The 14349-nt window shown below is 39.8% G+C and carries 15 protein-coding genes; 1 reads left to right on the top strand and 14 read right to left on the bottom strand.

Annotated features, from left to right (window positions below; translation table 11 throughout):
- The first annotated feature begins 26 nt into the window (after window positions 1-26).
- Complete coding sequence (locus FCL54_RS15450) at window positions 27-908, top strand: hypothetical protein (RefSeq protein WP_138127637.1); 882 nt, start codon at window positions 27-29, stop codon at window positions 906-908.
- Here FCL54_RS15450 and FCL54_RS15445 read toward each other — a convergent pair.
- The 14 genes from FCL54_RS15445 to pstC all read right to left on the bottom strand — a co-directional run bounded on the left by FCL54_RS15445 (window position 900) and on the right by pstC (window position 14312).
- Window positions 900-1643, bottom strand: a complete 744-nt coding sequence (locus FCL54_RS15445) for an HAD family hydrolase (RefSeq protein ID WP_138127636.1) — start codon at window positions 1641-1643, stop codon at window positions 900-902. The genes FCL54_RS15450 and FCL54_RS15445 overlap by 9 nt on opposite strands.
- A 301-nt stretch (window positions 1644-1944) precedes the next feature.
- Window positions 1945-3369 carry a Na+/H+ antiporter NhaC gene (gene nhaC / locus FCL54_RS15440; RefSeq protein ID WP_138127635.1) on the bottom strand — a complete coding sequence of 475 codons (1425 nt, stop codon included), beginning with the start codon at window positions 3367-3369 and terminating at the stop codon, window positions 1945-1947.
- 399 nt (window positions 3370-3768) lie between these two features.
- Window positions 3769-4698, bottom strand: a complete 930-nt coding sequence (locus FCL54_RS15435; protein WP_138127634.1) for an L-lactate dehydrogenase — start codon at window positions 4696-4698, stop codon at window positions 3769-3771.
- 23 nt (window positions 4699-4721) lie between these two features.
- Window positions 4722-5741, bottom strand: coding sequence for a ThiF family adenylyltransferase (locus FCL54_RS15430; protein WP_138127633.1), 1020 nt, complete (start codon window positions 5739-5741; stop codon window positions 4722-4724).
- On the bottom strand, window positions 5731-6351 hold the full coding sequence (gene mobA / locus FCL54_RS15425) for a molybdenum cofactor guanylyltransferase (RefSeq protein ID WP_138127632.1): 621 nt from the start codon (window positions 6349-6351) through the stop codon (window positions 5731-5733). The genes FCL54_RS15430 and mobA overlap by 11 nt, the downstream gene beginning before the upstream one ends.
- Complete coding sequence (locus FCL54_RS15420; protein WP_138127631.1) at window positions 6348-7118, bottom strand: DUF92 domain-containing protein; 771 nt, start codon at window positions 7116-7118, stop codon at window positions 6348-6350. Before FCL54_RS15420 ends, mobA begins: the two co-directional genes overlap by 4 nt.
- Window positions 7118-7684, bottom strand: a complete 567-nt coding sequence (locus FCL54_RS15415; RefSeq protein ID WP_138127630.1) for a 5-formyltetrahydrofolate cyclo-ligase — start codon at window positions 7682-7684, stop codon at window positions 7118-7120. Before FCL54_RS15415 ends, FCL54_RS15420 begins: the two co-directional genes overlap by 1 nt.
- Before the next feature lie 142 nt (window positions 7685-7826).
- Window positions 7827-7976: a 50S ribosomal protein L33 gene (rpmG, locus tag FCL54_RS15410; RefSeq protein WP_138127629.1), complete on the bottom strand. Its 150-nt coding sequence runs from the start codon at window positions 7974-7976 to the stop codon at window positions 7827-7829.
- 93 nt (window positions 7977-8069) lie between these two features.
- On the bottom strand, window positions 8070-10052 hold the full coding sequence (locus FCL54_RS15405; protein WP_138127628.1) for a glycoside hydrolase family 15 protein: 1983 nt from the start codon (window positions 10050-10052) through the stop codon (window positions 8070-8072).
- A gap of 151 nt (window positions 10053-10203) precedes the next feature.
- Window positions 10204-10863: a phosphate signaling complex protein PhoU gene (gene phoU / locus FCL54_RS15400; RefSeq protein WP_171016873.1), complete on the bottom strand. Its 660-nt coding sequence runs from the start codon at window positions 10861-10863 to the stop codon at window positions 10204-10206.
- An 18-nt stretch (window positions 10864-10881) separates the two neighbouring features.
- Window positions 10882-11658 (bottom strand): phosphate ABC transporter ATP-binding protein PstB, encoded by a 777-nt coding sequence (gene pstB / locus FCL54_RS15395; RefSeq protein WP_138127626.1) that lies wholly within the window; start codon window positions 11656-11658, stop codon window positions 10882-10884.
- 8 nt (window positions 11659-11666) lie between these two features.
- Window positions 11667-12476, bottom strand: a complete 810-nt coding sequence (gene pstB, locus FCL54_RS15390) for a phosphate ABC transporter ATP-binding protein PstB (protein ID WP_138127625.1) — start codon at window positions 12474-12476, stop codon at window positions 11667-11669.
- A gap of 31 nt (window positions 12477-12507) precedes the next feature.
- The gene (gene pstA, locus FCL54_RS15385) at window positions 12508-13395 is read right to left on the bottom strand and encodes a phosphate ABC transporter permease PstA (RefSeq protein WP_138127624.1); all 888 of its coding nucleotides are present in this window, start codon (window positions 13393-13395) and stop codon (window positions 12508-12510) included.
- The gene (gene pstC, locus FCL54_RS15380; protein WP_138127623.1) at window positions 13395-14312 is read right to left on the bottom strand and encodes a phosphate ABC transporter permease subunit PstC; all 918 of its coding nucleotides are present in this window, start codon (window positions 14310-14312) and stop codon (window positions 13395-13397) included. The genes pstA and pstC overlap by 1 nt, the downstream gene beginning before the upstream one ends.
- Between the last annotated feature and the right edge of the window lie 37 nt (window positions 14313-14349).

The raw sequence follows: 14349 nt of genomic DNA, 5'->3' as shown, positions 1-14349 counted from the left end.
AGCTATTATATGTCCGGAGGGAACAAATGAAAAAGAAAGCGCTCTTTTCTTTCCTAATCATACTTTTACTGGCACTTGTCACGATCCAAACGCTTCTCACTGAAAAACCTGTAAAAGAAAGCATCACTTATTTTCCGCCTGACCCTGAAACCACATTCAACAGAGCGAAGACTACAATAAAAATATTAACACAAGAAGATGAAGACGAGTATATGATCGAATGGGAAACGTTTTCGGAAACAACCAAAAAAGCTTATTTGCGACAGGATATTTCTTTATTATATGAAGACGGAATATTAGTTGACACTTTGTCCAAGTGGGAGGAAAATGTTGCTTCCCTTTCGATGGAAAAAGAAATACGCAGTGAAGACAGCGGGCATTATGAAGCAATCAGTTATCATTATGGGGAAATTCACTATCCAAATGACGTGATCAAAAGTGTCCAACAAACGACCTTCGACCAGCTTTATGTGATTGATTCGCCGTTATCACCACTTGAATCGTTTAAGGAGCCAGTGTCTGAAGAAGAAAAGGAGTGGAAGAGTGTTCTCGATCATGCAACAAAGCAGCAGCTGCAGCTGGTATGGAAAGAGCTTATCGATTTTTATTCCATTCCGATAGAAAATTTTTACGCAATTCCTTTGACGGAACTATCGAAATTTAACAATCAGCCTTTACCAGGACTTACTAAAGAGCAAACTGTAAAAGCGATCGGCGGGTTATGGGAAGGGATATACAAAAATTACTTTCTTGGGATAGAAATAGAAGACGGTAAAGTGGAAAGTCCAGTCGGAAGTACGATCCCCCTTATTTTGTTAAACAAAAGCAAGCCGTATCTTATTGTGTTATTCCAATCAAAAGAAGGAACGAACATACAGCTTCTCCAACACATCAACTTCTCAAGCTAACATAGAGTTTATAACTTCAACAAAGGAGGTGCAGGAAACAACCGGCTTATGGGCGGTAGTGGGTGCTTCGTTACGCGTATTTAAAAAAATCGCTTCCCATCCCGCCTCGATTGCCCCGACGATATCATGTTCCCAGGCATCACCTATATAAAGTTTTTTTAGTTTCTTTTCTCCGTGTTTTTGCAAGGGTTTGCTAAAAAATTCAGGATCTGGTTTCTGTAATCCAAACTTCTCGGAGATGTAAATGTTTTTCCTGTCTATCCAATTGCTTAACCTCATCTTTTTAATTTTAGCCCACTGGGTTTGTAATGCTCCGTTCGTGAGAATCCCCAGTTCTATTTCATTGTCCTTCAGTTTTTCCAATAAGTAAAATACTCCGTTATAAGGCACGGCAAACTCAGACACTGTTTCCTCATATAAAGTATGAAAATAATCCGCATCTTCCACCCGATAAGGAAGATTAAAATGCTTAAAGGATTCGGCATAACGGAGCCGACGATATTCCTTCTTCGATAATCTGTTCTCCTCGTAATCCTCCCAATAGATGTCACAATTCTGCTTAAAAACGTTAAACCATTTTTCTGCTGTTGGCCATCCTCTCGTATGTCCTTCATTAGCGTACAGTCTCTGTATCACCTGATAACAATACTTGGCCGTCTTTTCAAATGCCTTTTCATGGTCATAAAGTGTATTATCCAGGTCAAAGTAAACCATGTCCCATAGGTTGTTAGTCATATCGTTAGGAGCACCTCTTTGTTAAAAACTATAACAATCATAAAAAATATATCCTTAAAAAGAGAAAACCCTGCCCCCGATTGAAAGGCAGAGTCCATAAATTAAAAGATAGAACTAAATAATTTTTCTCTAAATCCAGGGATTTTTAAAGTGTTGGTTACTACAAAGCGCCGTAAAAACGCAATCCCCAGTAAACTGTTCAAGACTCTATAACGGTTATCATATCCATACATCAGTAATGCTCCAAATAAAATCCATTTCAGCAAGCGAACATTCATATGATCAATTCCTTTGCAACAGTTTAGTTATGCTTACTTTTTGTAAAAAGTGAGGATTTTATCCATATATTTGCTAAAGGAATCGAACGGTTGCTATTAAAGGTTATATACCCGAAAATAACTGTTAATAAAGGTGAAAAAATTAAAAACAGGGCAAACGGAAGATATTCCATTACCGGAACTCCAAGTGTATTAGCGAAGAATGCACCGCTCACTCCCCATGGAACAAGTGGATTCACGAGCGTTCCAGCATCTTCTAATGTTCTGGAAAGGTATCTGTTATCGAGTTTCATTTTCTCAAAAAACGGTTTAAATGTTTGCCCTGGAAGTAAGATAGACAGGTACTGTTCTCCGGTCAGTAGATTGACTGCTATAGAAGAAAGCGCAGTTGATGAAATCAAATGGCCTCTGTGTGACAATCTCTCAATAATTAAGTTCAACATTTTATCGATTACACCAATTTCTCTGATAATGCCTCCAAAGGAAAGAGCGATCATGATCAATGATATTGACCACATCATCGATTGGAGCCCCCCTCTGTTTATCATAGTGTCAACCATTTCATTTCCAGTATCAAGCTGAAACCCGTGTTGTAATGATTGAATTACGGCTGGAACGGTGATCCCAGTTTGAAAAATCCATGCTGTGATGACTCCCGATAACGCCCCGACCGTTAAGGTGCCGAGAATCGGAAAACGTTTGAATGCCAGGAGTACAACAAGTAATGGTGACAACAAAGTCCATCCTGAAACATAAAAGTTTTCATTTAAGACCTTAATCGCTTCATCTATTTGGTTTGTTTGCACAATTCCGCCGTTGTTGTGAGATATGAATAGAAAAGCTATTATTGTTAATACAAGCGCAGGAACTGTTGTTTTCATTAGTGTTCGGATATGGGTAAATAGATCAACTTCTGAAATTCCTGACGCAAAGTTTGTTGTATCTGACAATGGCGACATTTTATCTCCAAAGCATGCACCTGAAACGATTGCTCCTGCGGCAAGAGCAGGATTTATTCCAATCATATTGCTCATACCCATCATTGCGATTCCAATCGTTCCAATCGTAGTAAAGGAACTCCCTGTAAAAGTAGAAACGATTATCGTAATAAACAATGCACTTAAAACAAACCATTCAGGAGAGATAACTGAAAGGCCATAGCTTACGAGTGTCGGCACCGTTCCGCTCATCATCCAAACCGCAATTAAAATACCTACTAAAAACAGTATTAAAATTGGTTTTGCTCCGACTTTAAGGCCGTCAAGCATCCCTTTCTCGATCCTTGCCCACTCTATCCCATCGAGTGTAGCGATAGTTGCCGTAAATATCAGGCTGATCAATAGAGGTATATGCGGCTCAACCTGTTCTACCAGCATCGTGTAGACTATGATCGCAATAACTCCAAACAATATTATAAATGAGGCTTTGCTTCCTGTTCCTTGATTCATGATGTTGTCCTCCTGTATAACGTTGATGTAAATAAAAAAAGACCCTTCCTAAAGAAGGGACGAAAAGTTTCCGCGGTACCACCCTGTTTGTCACAAAGGACCAACTCAATGTTTTAACGATGAAAATCCACCGGGCCAGTTGGCCAAGCTCCATATCTGTAATTTCACCATGCATTCCCCTTAGTTCACACCTTCCACTAAGTCTCTGGCTGCTGTAGAATAATGGCTACTTCTATATTTCTTCGCTCTTTAACTTATATTATTTCATTGTCCTCTTTTACGCTTTTATGCTTTTATGCGTTTAAGTGTGTTGATATTATATTAAATTGTTTGGTATAAGCCTGTCAAGAAGTTTAACCTTTGTTGCAAAAAAAAGAAGCCGTCAAAAACAGCTTCAATTTAGAAAAACGGGTCCATCGCTTGTTTTAATTTATTATATGATTGTGTTAAACTACTTTTTTCCTCGTCATTTAAATCGATTTCGATCACTTCTCTTATCCCATACTTGTTTACAACTGCAGGGACACCGATATAAATATCCTCAAGCCCGTATTCCCCCTTTAACAGTCCGGAAACGGTTAGAATAGAATTTTCGTTGCGAAGCACTGCCCGGGTCAGGCGTAGAAGCCCCATTGCAATCGCATAATAGGTGGCACCCTTCCGTTCAATTATATGATAGGCGGCATCTCTAACCTGAATGAAAATATCATCCAGATCTTTCCTCGAAAGTTCCGGCTCTTCTTCTACCAGTCTTAGTATCGAGCGACCTCCTATATCTGCCTGGCTCCAAACAGGCAGTTCCGAATCACCATGTTCACCAATGATATAAGCGTGGACATTTCTCGGATCTATCCCAAATTTATCTCCTATAAGATAACGGAACCTTGCAGTATCAAGTATTGTCCCTGAGCCAATCACGCGTTGGGCAGACAATCCTGAAAATCGCCAGGTTGCATATGCCAAAATGTCGACCGGATTTGTTGCTACAAGAAAGATTCCATCAAATTGATTCTCCATCACATTATTGACAATCTCTTTAAATATTTTAATGTTTTTGTTTAACAGGTCCAGCCTGGTTTCCCCCGGCTTTTGATTAGCTCCTGCTGTAATAACAACAAGATCAGCTTCCTTGCAGTCGGCATAAGTTCCTGCCCAGATTTTCATCGGACTTCCAAAAGGCATGCCATGATTTAAGTCCATTGCATCGCCTTCCGCTTTTTTTTGATTTTGATCGATGATTACCAATTCATCGACCAATCCCTGGTTTAATAGAGCATAAGCATAACTTGAACCTACAAACCCGGAACCTATCAAAGCTATTCTGGACATTTAAAAACCTCCTGTATCATTGATCACATTCCTATATAACGTGCATATAGGGACCTGGCTCTCCCGATATCCTCAGTCCCCTGTACCAATACTCGCCCATCAGGAAAAACTACCAGTCTCTCACCTTCCTCTAATTCAACTTTGACCAGGAAAGGAGTCTTTTTGACTTTGCCTGCTGTTGATAGCTTTTTAGCCCAGTCATCAATATTAAATGATTCCCGGACTTTGATCTGGACAGTTTCCCTTCCGCATAAAGAAGTGACTGCTCTGTTTCCATTGTTTTCGAGTGCTGGATACTGATGCAACTGACATGTTGGACAATCTTTTTTTGGTTTTGAAAATTTCATGTTGTAGGAGTAGTTGTTCCAGACATCGAACGTCATAAGCGAGTTTCGCCTGTTCTTCTCATCTTCTACAAGATATTTCAACACCTCTACTACCTGGTAAGAAGCGACAATATCTACAACAGGAGCAATAACCCCAACGGTATCACAGGTATCTCCAGCATTTTCATCATGTGAGATAAAACAGCGCAGGCATGGCGTTTGACCAGGAATAAATAAAGCAGTCATTCCTCTGGAACTAACAGCGCCGCCGTATACATAAGGGATGTTATGTTTAAAGCAGGCATCATTAATTAGAAATCGCGTACCAAAATTATCTGTCCCATCCACTACAATATCGACATCCTGCAATAATTCTTCAATATTATCGGTACTAACATCACATACGATACCTTCAATTTCTATTTCTGAATTCATTTTCGATAGCTTTTCCTTAGCGGCAACAGCTTTTGGCAATGCCTTTTTGACATCTTCTTCATCAAACAGCATCTGCCGCTGAAGATTGCTTTTTTCTACATAATCCCGATCAGCAAACCTCACATGGCCGATTCCTGCCCTGACTAGCTGACTTGCTAGAACAGTCCCGAGTGCACCCATGCCGACAATCAATACTGTAGCGCGCCCCAGTTTTTCCTGGCCGGTTTTACCAATTGGTTTAAATAACATCTGTCTGGAATACCTTTGGAAATCATTCACCATCGTTCTCCATCTCCTTTCCATCGATATAAGTCCTATATTCTTCCTGGCTGTTTATATTTATAAAGCATTGCGGAGAAACATTAATGTCATTCTCGGTCACGTAAACAGTTTGAACCTTATCTAAAAGAGCTCTCACTTTGTTGTTTTTTTCCTTTAACAATCGTTCAAGTACCGGGATACAGCCTCTTTTATAAACCGCAACGAGAGGATGCTTTCTCCCTTCTATTTCTGGAACCACTGCTGCAGCGTGCGGAACACTAAGCGCATATTTTACCAATTCAGTTGTAACATTAGCATCAACGAACGGAGTGTCACAGGGAACTACTACATAAATGTGTGAATCATATTCCTTCATAACCGAATAGATTCCTGCAAGAGGTCCCTGTCCCTTAAACCTATCATCATCAGTTATAAGTGGAACCCCCTCCAGATCGAAGTGATCGATCAAATCTTCCTTTGTTACAATGACAATTCCATCACAGCATGCATGCAGGGCACGTAACGCTCTTTTATAAAAGGGTTCATTATTAAGTTTCGCAAACGCTTTGGGCTTTCCAAATCTGCTTGATTTGCCACCCGCCAACAAAATTCCGGTAACTTTTCCATTCATAACAGCGCCAGTCCTCCGATCACGCCTGCCAGAAGGCTTGAGAGTAGATTAACAGTATCGTTGTTTAACCAATAGTATCCTTTTACAGGAGAAGTACGTGTTTCGCAATGAAACCTTTTCTCTGATTCAATTCCGCACTTTTCGCATTTATATGTGATTTGAAAAAAAGCCCCAAAAAACGTATCGATCAAGTTCCCTATAAAACCAGCTACAGCAAGTATAATGGCATCAGGCAAGGAAAGCTTGAACAAAAAGGCAGCAATTCCCCCTATAAAAAGAGAACCTGCAAGTGCTGCGACCGTGCCAAAAGGCGAGACAGCTCCGGATGTTCCCGGCTGTACCCTGATAAATCCACGTAAACTAAGAGGCATTCCTTTACTTAACACACCAAGCTCTGAAGCCCAGGTATCGGCATTTGATCCAGCGATCGAAGCAACGAAAACTCCTGTCCATACAGGAGAAGGAAAGAAGATCAATCCCAATGATGCAACAGCTGCGATACCTCCATTCGCCATTACTTGGAAAATGTCTCTGCGAGATCCTTTTTCAGTGATCACATTTTTCTCTTTTTGCTTTTCTTTATACTTACTCCAAATCGTAGAAGAAACAAAGAATGCCCCGATTAACAATACGCCCTTTATTCCAAAGCTAGCACTAATGCATGCTCCAACTATAACCGTTGCAACAAAACCTGAAAATGACAGCGCTTTAGAGAGATACCCCGCAGCTGCTGCAGCTAGTACTCCTGTGAGTGCATATCCTAACATTAGAACGAATAGGAAGCCGCATCGGTGATTATTTCCTGGACAGGTTGGTCAAATGTTTCTTTTGGTACTCTGTCTACCACCTGGAAATCATAGGCCAATGCAACAGTGCCATTGCTATAATTCTCAAGATACCTGTCGTAATAACCGCCGCCGAATCCTATACGGTAACCTTGCTTATCAAACACAAGGCCAGGTACAATCAATAAATCAACGTTCAACGGACTACAGCTTTCTGTTCGGTCCGGTATTGGTTCTTTTAAGCCAAAATATACAACCTCAAGCTGGTCATAGGATGTTATAGATCGAAATTCCATTTCTTTTGTTTTTGGAAAACACTTAGGAACAGAAACTTCTTTTCCAAGTTCCCACGCTTTTTCGATTATCGGGGCAGTATCAACTTCTGGTTTTCTTGAAATTGTAATTCCTATTGTATTTGCCTGAAGCCAGAGCGGATGGTTAAACAGTGTTTTATGTATAGCATGATTCGACGATTCTCTCTGATCTGGAGACATCTCTTTTAACTTTTCTTTCATTTCGTTTCTTAATTGCTGTTTATGCTGATTCATTAAAAACACTCCTTCAGGTATCTCCTTTTACCTTATCTATTATAATATAATGTTCCAAATTAACCTTCATAGACTGTTTTTAATTTCTAATTCTATGTATAAAAGCAAGGAAATAAAAAAAAGCAGTAGGTCTGCCTACTGCTTACTTAGTTTCGCGGTGCAATGTATGTTTCTTCAATCTTGGGCTGTATTTTTTTAGCTCAAGACGATCTGGGTTTGTACGCTTGTTTTTAGTTGTGATGTAGTTACGATCACCAGTCTCTGTGCAAGCTAGAGTTACTTGTACACGCATGTCTATCCCTCCAAATTCATTTCATAACTATTTCAATAGCTTAATCATACTCAACTATAATATCAAACATCAGAGGAAGTATCAAGTAATTTTCTAATGTTTCTTCGCAGAAGTTAAAGCGGTATATTTCTCAAAATAATCATTCATGACATCTACATAAGTGGAGTGTGACCAGGTTAATGGCGCAACGGAAAGCGGTTTTCCTGAGTATGGATGAAGCTGTTCCGGTAAAATCCCGCTTGGCAAAGCATGCGTTCTGGTCCATTCGAAGATTTTTTTTGCTTCTTTAAGGTCTTCTACCTTTTTTGCTTTGAAAATTTTCCATTTAGCGATCCAGAGGCTGCATATAATCCATGGATTGCCCGGAACGTCCTCAACGTTCTGGGTTTGCTGGAAATAATAGTCGTTATAGTACCTTGCAATACCTCCTACAGCAGTCTTGACCTGAAGCTTTTCTTCGATTTCTCGCATTGTTTCTATCACTCTTGGATCATCGGGTTCAAAGACACCAAACGCAAATAATCCAAACATGCTACTTTCTATTGTATAGTCTACTGTTATCTCATTTGAACCTTTCTTTAACGAAATACCCCGGACAAATCGCTGCAGCTCTTTGTCAAACAAGTTTGTTTCTATCCCCTTCTTAATTCTTTCCGCACCCTTACGGTAAATATCCGCCCTGTCATCTTCTCCAAATAGTCTCGCAAAATTATAGGCTGCCATCAAACCGCCGTATGCTGCACTTGCTGTAAAAGTAAAAATCCCCAGCCTCTCTTCCCAGAGATCATATGAAGGTTTTGGGAGATCAAGGCTATCATCCATAAAGGAAAGTAGAAACTTTGCGCTCGGCCGGACAAGGAAACGATATAGTGATTGGGCAAACTCTATGTCACCTGTTGCCTTATAGTGCTCCCAGAAAGCCCATAAAACAAGCGCCGTTTCATCCTCCTGGATAGGAAGCTGGGGGGCACCATCTTTCCCAATATAAGGATGCCAGCTGGAACCGACAGAACCATCAGGATTATATTTATGGTGTAGAAAGCCATCTTTTGTTAACAATTCCGCACAGCATCGATAAAAGTTGGCCACCATGCCGTGATAACCTGCTCTCGACATAGCTGCAGCGATTAGCGCCCCGTCTCGCGGCCACATATAACTATAGTGATCTCGGTTGTATTGTAGAATATCAGAGTCGTTAGCCGCAATAATGGTACCGTTTTGATTGGTCTGCGTCCTTACGATCAACAAACTTCGCTTATAGAGTTCTATGAGATCTGAAGAAAGATCTGTAGAAGGTAATTTTGATTTATTTACCCATCTGCTCCAGTACATCCGAATCTTTTCTACAGTTAGCGAGGTTCCTATTTCCTTTACATATTCATTGATGCTGTTCACTTCTTCCTTTGTTCGTCCAATAGTCATCCAATAGTACGCATCTTTTTTCTCACCAGGACTGATTGCCCCTTCAATAGAAAATGTGCTGTCAACTGACCCCTGTGCAATAGGGTTCAAATGCAAATGGCCGTCTTCGGCATCTCTCCATGTTCCTTCTGCTGCCTGAAATCGTTTGACGCCTGTTGTATATTGAACGATTCCTGTATTGTCAAACTCCCCGTTGAACAGAAAATAACGGTACCGTTTATAATGTACTACAGTGTTATGATCCGGCCAGTAATATGCCGTGTCTCCTACCTCATTTTCATAGATGTTTAAGTCCTGGTGAAAGAACACTCTTACTTGCCGTTCTTTTTTGTGAAGGTTGATGATTGTCAGCTTTCGAATCATCAACATTTCCCGTTGATGTACCCCGTCTTCAATAATTAATTTAATTCCCAGATGCTCATGAAAAGCTTCACTTTTGGTTACAAGTGTATCTCTATGGTACCCGGGTTTAATCCTCCATTCTCCAGAATGAAGCCAGGTAAATACTCCATCGACCCATACGCCTATCCGGTTTGCATGCCCCTGGACATGATTTTGCTGGCCGACATAGGGGTAATAGATGTCCCTGATTTGCAAAAACTGATCAATATTAATAAGAAGCTGGCCATTCCCCACTACGAGATGCCTTGGCATGTTACACCACCTTGTTATTATAATTTTTCTTTTCAATATCGAGATTGTTTCTATTATTTTATTTCACCTGTCTTTTGATATGTCCCTTATTTGTTCCTCAGAAATTAATGCAAATAAAAAATCCCCTGTCATAAGACAGAGGATTCTGTTTCTACGCATTCAAATCATAATGTTTTCCTTTAACAAGGTAAATTACGCTCTCGGAGATATTCGTTGCATGATCTGCATATCGTTCAATGTAGCGGCATATAAATGCAAGCTGGGTAATCTGTCTAATAAAATCAGGATTTTGAGTCATTAATTCCAATAACTCCTGAACAAGTCTTCCATACATATCATCTACCTGATCATCGATTTCAGCAACTTTTTTAGCAAGATCAACATCTTCTTTATAAAATGCCTCAAGTACATCAGCATTCATTTTTTGTGCAATGGCAGCCATTCTTGGAATCTCCTCGATCGGCTTTATAAGCTTGCCATCTCCGATCCGAATAACGGATTTAGCAATATTGACAGCAAGGTCTCCAACACGCTCAAGATCAGTAGAAATCCTAAGAGCTACAATGATACGCCTAAGATCTGTTGCAACAGGTTGTTGTTTTGCGATCATTAAGATTGCAAGGTCATTAATTTCATCTTCCAGGACATTTATTTCAGCATCATCTTCAATGATATGAATCGCATCATCAACATTTTGTGTTTTCAGTGCTTCAATTGCCCGATTCATCGCGGTTTCAGCCTTTTTTCCTAACTCGAGCAGCATATTTTTTAATTGTTCAAGTTCAGTTTGGAAGTTTCCTCTAACTACCATTATTACATTCCACCTTTTTTAGCCAAATCGACCTGTGATATAGTCTTCTGTTCTCTTATCTGAAGGGTTTGCAAATAGCTTGTCCGTATCTTTCTTTTCGATTAGTTCCCCCATCAAAAAGAATGCCGTTTCATCGGAAACTCGAGCTGCTTGCTGCATGTTATGGGTAACCATCACAATCGTAAAATCTTTTTTCAATTCAAGAGCTAATTCTTCTATTTTAATCGTAGAGATAGGATCAAGGGCAGAAGTTGGCTCATCCATAAGTAAAACTTCTGGTTTTGTGGCGAGTGCTCTTGCAATGCACAACCTTTGCTGCTGGCCACCTGATAATCCTAAAGCAGGAGCATTTAAGCGGTCTTTTACTTCATCCCAGAGTGCTACGTTGATAAGAGATTCTTCAACAATATCGTCTAACTCTGACTTCTTTTTAATTCCATGAATCTTTGGACCGTATGCTACATTCTCATAAATAGATTTTGGAAATGGGTTCGCTTTTTGAAATACCATTCCAACATCTTTACGCAGTGAAACTAAATCAATTTTATTATCTAGCAAGTTCTTGTTATGGTATAAGATTTCTCCTGACATCCTAACATTTCCTGCTGAATAAATCATTAAATTCAAGGTTTTAATAAAGGTAGATTTGCCACACCCCGAAGGGCCAATAATCGAGGTTATTTCTTTTTTATTGATTGAAAAATTAAGGTTTTTCAAAGCATGATTTTGTCCGTACCATAAGTTGAGGTCTTTCATTTTAAAAACTTCTTTTTCTTTTACTGCTGTAGCCATCATGTTCCTCCTTACCCAAATTTCCCGGTAATATATTCTTCAGTCTTTGGATTAGACGGGTTTGTAAAGATTTTTGATGTTTCGTCATACTCCATAAGATCTCCACTCAAGAAAAAAGCTGTCTTATCAGCTACACGAGAAGCCTGTTGCATATTATGTGTAACGATAATGATAGTATACTCACTGCTTAATTCCATGATTAAGTCTTCAATTTTAGCGTTGGAAATCGGATCAAGTGCTGAAGATGGTTCGTCAAGTAAAAGAATACGCGGCTTCAGTGCTAAAGACCGTGCAATACATAGACGCTGCTGCTGTCCTCCTGAAAGGGAAAGAGCGGATTCATGGAGGCGGTCTTTCACTTCATCCCATAATGCAGCCTTTTTAAGGCTGTCTTCTACGATTTGATTCAATTCTTTCTTTTTTCTTATCCCCTTAAACTTAAGCGCATGGGTAATATTATTATAAATAGACATTGGGAAAGGATTGGGCTTTTGAAACACCATTCCGATTTCTTTACGTAAAGCAACGACTTCGATGTCATCCTCTAAAATATTAAGTCCTTCATATAAAATTTCTCCATTGTTCTTAGCAATTGGAATTGTGTCATTCATTCGGTTAATACTTCTAAGAAATGTTGATTTTCCACATCCCGAAGGTCCGATAAGAGCGGTAATAGATTTTTCTTCAATATCCATGTTTATATCGTGGACCGCATGATTGTCGCCGTAATAAATATTTAAATTTCTGACCTTCAGTATCGCATTCTTTTTTTCTTTTTCTTTCGTAACTCGCTCTTGTTTTTTGTCTAAAACAAATTTCATTTCTGTACCCCTTTCATCTTTGAAGAGCTGATCATTTGGAACCGCTCATTCTCTTATGAATTACACTCCCAAGCCATCTTGCAAGAAGGTTAAAGATAAGAACTGAAATAACCAGTACTGCAGAAGCACCGTCAGCCACTTCACGAACATCCGGGATAATACCCTGTGTATTTACTTTCCAAATATGAACGGACAATGTTTCTGCTGGCCTGAAGATATTTAAAGGTGAATGAATATTAAATGGGTTCCAGTTTGTAAAGTCAAGGTTTGGCGTTGTTAAACCAGCTGTAAACAACAGCGCCGCTGCTTCACCAAACACCCGTCCTGCTGAAAGGATAACACCTGTAAGAATTCCCGGGAATGCAGCGGGCAATAACACCGTTTTAATCGTATGCCAGTGGGTAACCCCAAGAGCAAGACTCGCTTCTTTAAGCTCGCGGGGAACAGAACGAATAGCATCTTCACAGACCCTCACAATAACAGGAAGGTTAAACACTGTTAAAGCAAGCGCACCAGATAAAATTGTATAGCCCCAGCCAGTCCATGCTACAAAAACAAGTAGACCAAACATACCGACAACTATAGATGGCAATGAAGCAAGAACTTCGATACACGTGCGAATGAAGTCAGTAACTTTACCTGGCTTTGCATATTCCGCCATGTAGATACCGCCTCCAATGCCAAGCGGAACGGTAAAAAGCATTGTAATAAAAAGCACATAAAAAGAGTTAAATAACTGGTTTTTAATTCCGCCCCCTTCACGGAAAGAACTTGAATTAGAGGTCAAAAAATCTAAATCGATAACTGCAAAACCGTGATAAAGTATATATCCAAGTAATGCAAAAAGAGTTCCAGCCATGATTGCGGCAAATAATACAAAAATAGATGTGGCAATTTTATCGGTTACTCTACTATTCATTAAACTTTCCTCCTTGCTGACAAGAAACGGATAATAACGATGAAAATATAAGACATCACTAATAAGATTAATCCAAGTGACCATAGAACATTGTTTTCTACACTACCAAAGGTTGTATGTCCCATATTTAAAGTAATGATTGTCGTAAGGGTTGCAGCAGGTTCAACTAGTGAATCCGGCAAATTACGAGCATTACCGATAACCATTTGGACTGCCAGAGCTTCACCGAATGCTCTTGCCATTCCTAATACAATCGCTGTCAGTAAAGAAGGCAATGCAGCTGGAATGAGCACTCGGTAAATCGTTTGCCAGCGTGTTGCCCCGATGGCGTAAGAAGCATCACGAAGGTTTTGAGGCAAAGAACGCATGGCATCTGCTGCGATACTAGTAACCGTCGGCAAAATCATGATTCCGACGACTATCGTACCTGCTAGCAGCCCAAAGCCAAGACCACCGATATGATCACGTATAAACGGTACAATGACTGTAAGCCCTATGAATCCATAAACTACTGAAGGTATACCAACTAAAATTTCGATAACTGGCTGTAGAAACTTTTGTCCCCACTTTCTTGCAATTTCCGTCATGAAAATTGCACTTCCGATCCCAAGTGGAGCTGCAAAGAGTGCAGCTAACAAAGTTACTGCAAACGAACCAAAAATAAAAGGAACTGCGCCATATACCGGATTTTCATCGGTAGGGCGCCAGTTGGTGCTTGTTAAGAACTCAATTGGACTTACACCATTTGCGATAAATGTTTGCAAACCTTTTGAGGTTAAAAATAATGTAATAGCAATTGCGGCAATGATGATAACTCCTGCACTTCCTAAAATGATAACTTTTCCCCTAAATTCAGGAGAACGTTTATTTTTTTTCTTAACCAACCTTTCTTTGACCGCTTCCGATTGATTAGTCATTAAAGACCCCTCCTCATAACTAACAGCACAATAGGGC

The sequence above is a fragment of the Exobacillus caeni genome (assembly GCF_005747095.1).
GTDB classification, from domain to species: domain Bacteria; phylum Bacillota; class Bacilli; order Bacillales; family Guptibacillaceae; genus Exobacillus; species Exobacillus caeni.
Note: the sequence above shows the minus strand (reverse complement) of the source record. Positions and strands in the feature narration are given on the sequence as shown.

Excerpts from the sequence above, each read along its gene's own strand:
- FCL54_RS15450 (WP_138127637.1), top strand. The coding sequence starts at position 27 with ATGAAAAAGAAAGCGCTCTTTTCTTTCCTAATCATACTTTTACTGGCA.
- FCL54_RS15445 (WP_138127636.1), bottom strand. The coding sequence starts at position 1,643 with ATGACTAACAACCTATGGGACATGGTTTACTTTGACCTGGATAATACA.
- nhaC (WP_138127635.1), bottom strand. The coding sequence starts at position 3,369 with ATGAATCAAGGAACAGGAAGCAAAGCCTCATTTATAATATTGTTTGGA.
- FCL54_RS15435 (WP_138127634.1), bottom strand. The coding sequence starts at position 4,698 with ATGTCCAGAATAGCTTTGATAGGTTCCGGGTTTGTAGGTTCAAGTTAT.
- FCL54_RS15430 (WP_138127633.1), bottom strand. The coding sequence starts at position 5,741 with ATGGTGAATGATTTCCAAAGGTATTCCAGACAGATGTTATTTAAACCA.
- mobA (WP_138127632.1), bottom strand. The coding sequence starts at position 6,351 with ATGAATGGAAAAGTTACCGGAATTTTGTTGGCGGGTGGCAAATCAAGC.
- FCL54_RS15420 (WP_138127631.1), bottom strand. The coding sequence starts at position 7,118 with ATGTTAGGATATGCACTCACAGGAGTACTAGCTGCAGCAGCTGCGGGG.
- FCL54_RS15415 (WP_138127630.1), bottom strand. The coding sequence starts at position 7,684 with ATGAATCAGCATAAACAGCAATTAAGAAACGAAATGAAAGAAAAGTTA.
- rpmG (WP_138127629.1), bottom strand. The coding sequence starts at position 7,976 with ATGCGTGTACAAGTAACTCTAGCTTGCACAGAGACTGGTGATCGTAAC.
- FCL54_RS15405 (WP_138127628.1), bottom strand. The coding sequence starts at position 10,052 with ATGCCAAGGCATCTCGTAGTGGGGAATGGCCAGCTTCTTATTAATATT.
- phoU (WP_171016873.1), bottom strand. The coding sequence starts at position 10,863 with ATGGTAGTTAGAGGAAACTTCCAAACTGAACTTGAACAATTAAAAAAT.
- pstB (WP_138127626.1), bottom strand. The coding sequence starts at position 11,658 with ATGATGGCTACAGCAGTAAAAGAAAAAGAAGTTTTTAAAATGAAAGAC.
- pstB (WP_138127625.1), bottom strand. The coding sequence starts at position 12,476 with ATGAAATTTGTTTTAGACAAAAAACAAGAGCGAGTTACGAAAGAAAAA.
- pstA (WP_138127624.1), bottom strand. The coding sequence starts at position 13,395 with ATGAATAGTAGAGTAACCGATAAAATTGCCACATCTATTTTTGTATTA.
- pstC (WP_138127623.1), bottom strand. The coding sequence starts at position 14,312 with ATGACTAATCAATCGGAAGCGGTCAAAGAAAGGTTGGTTAAGAAAAAA.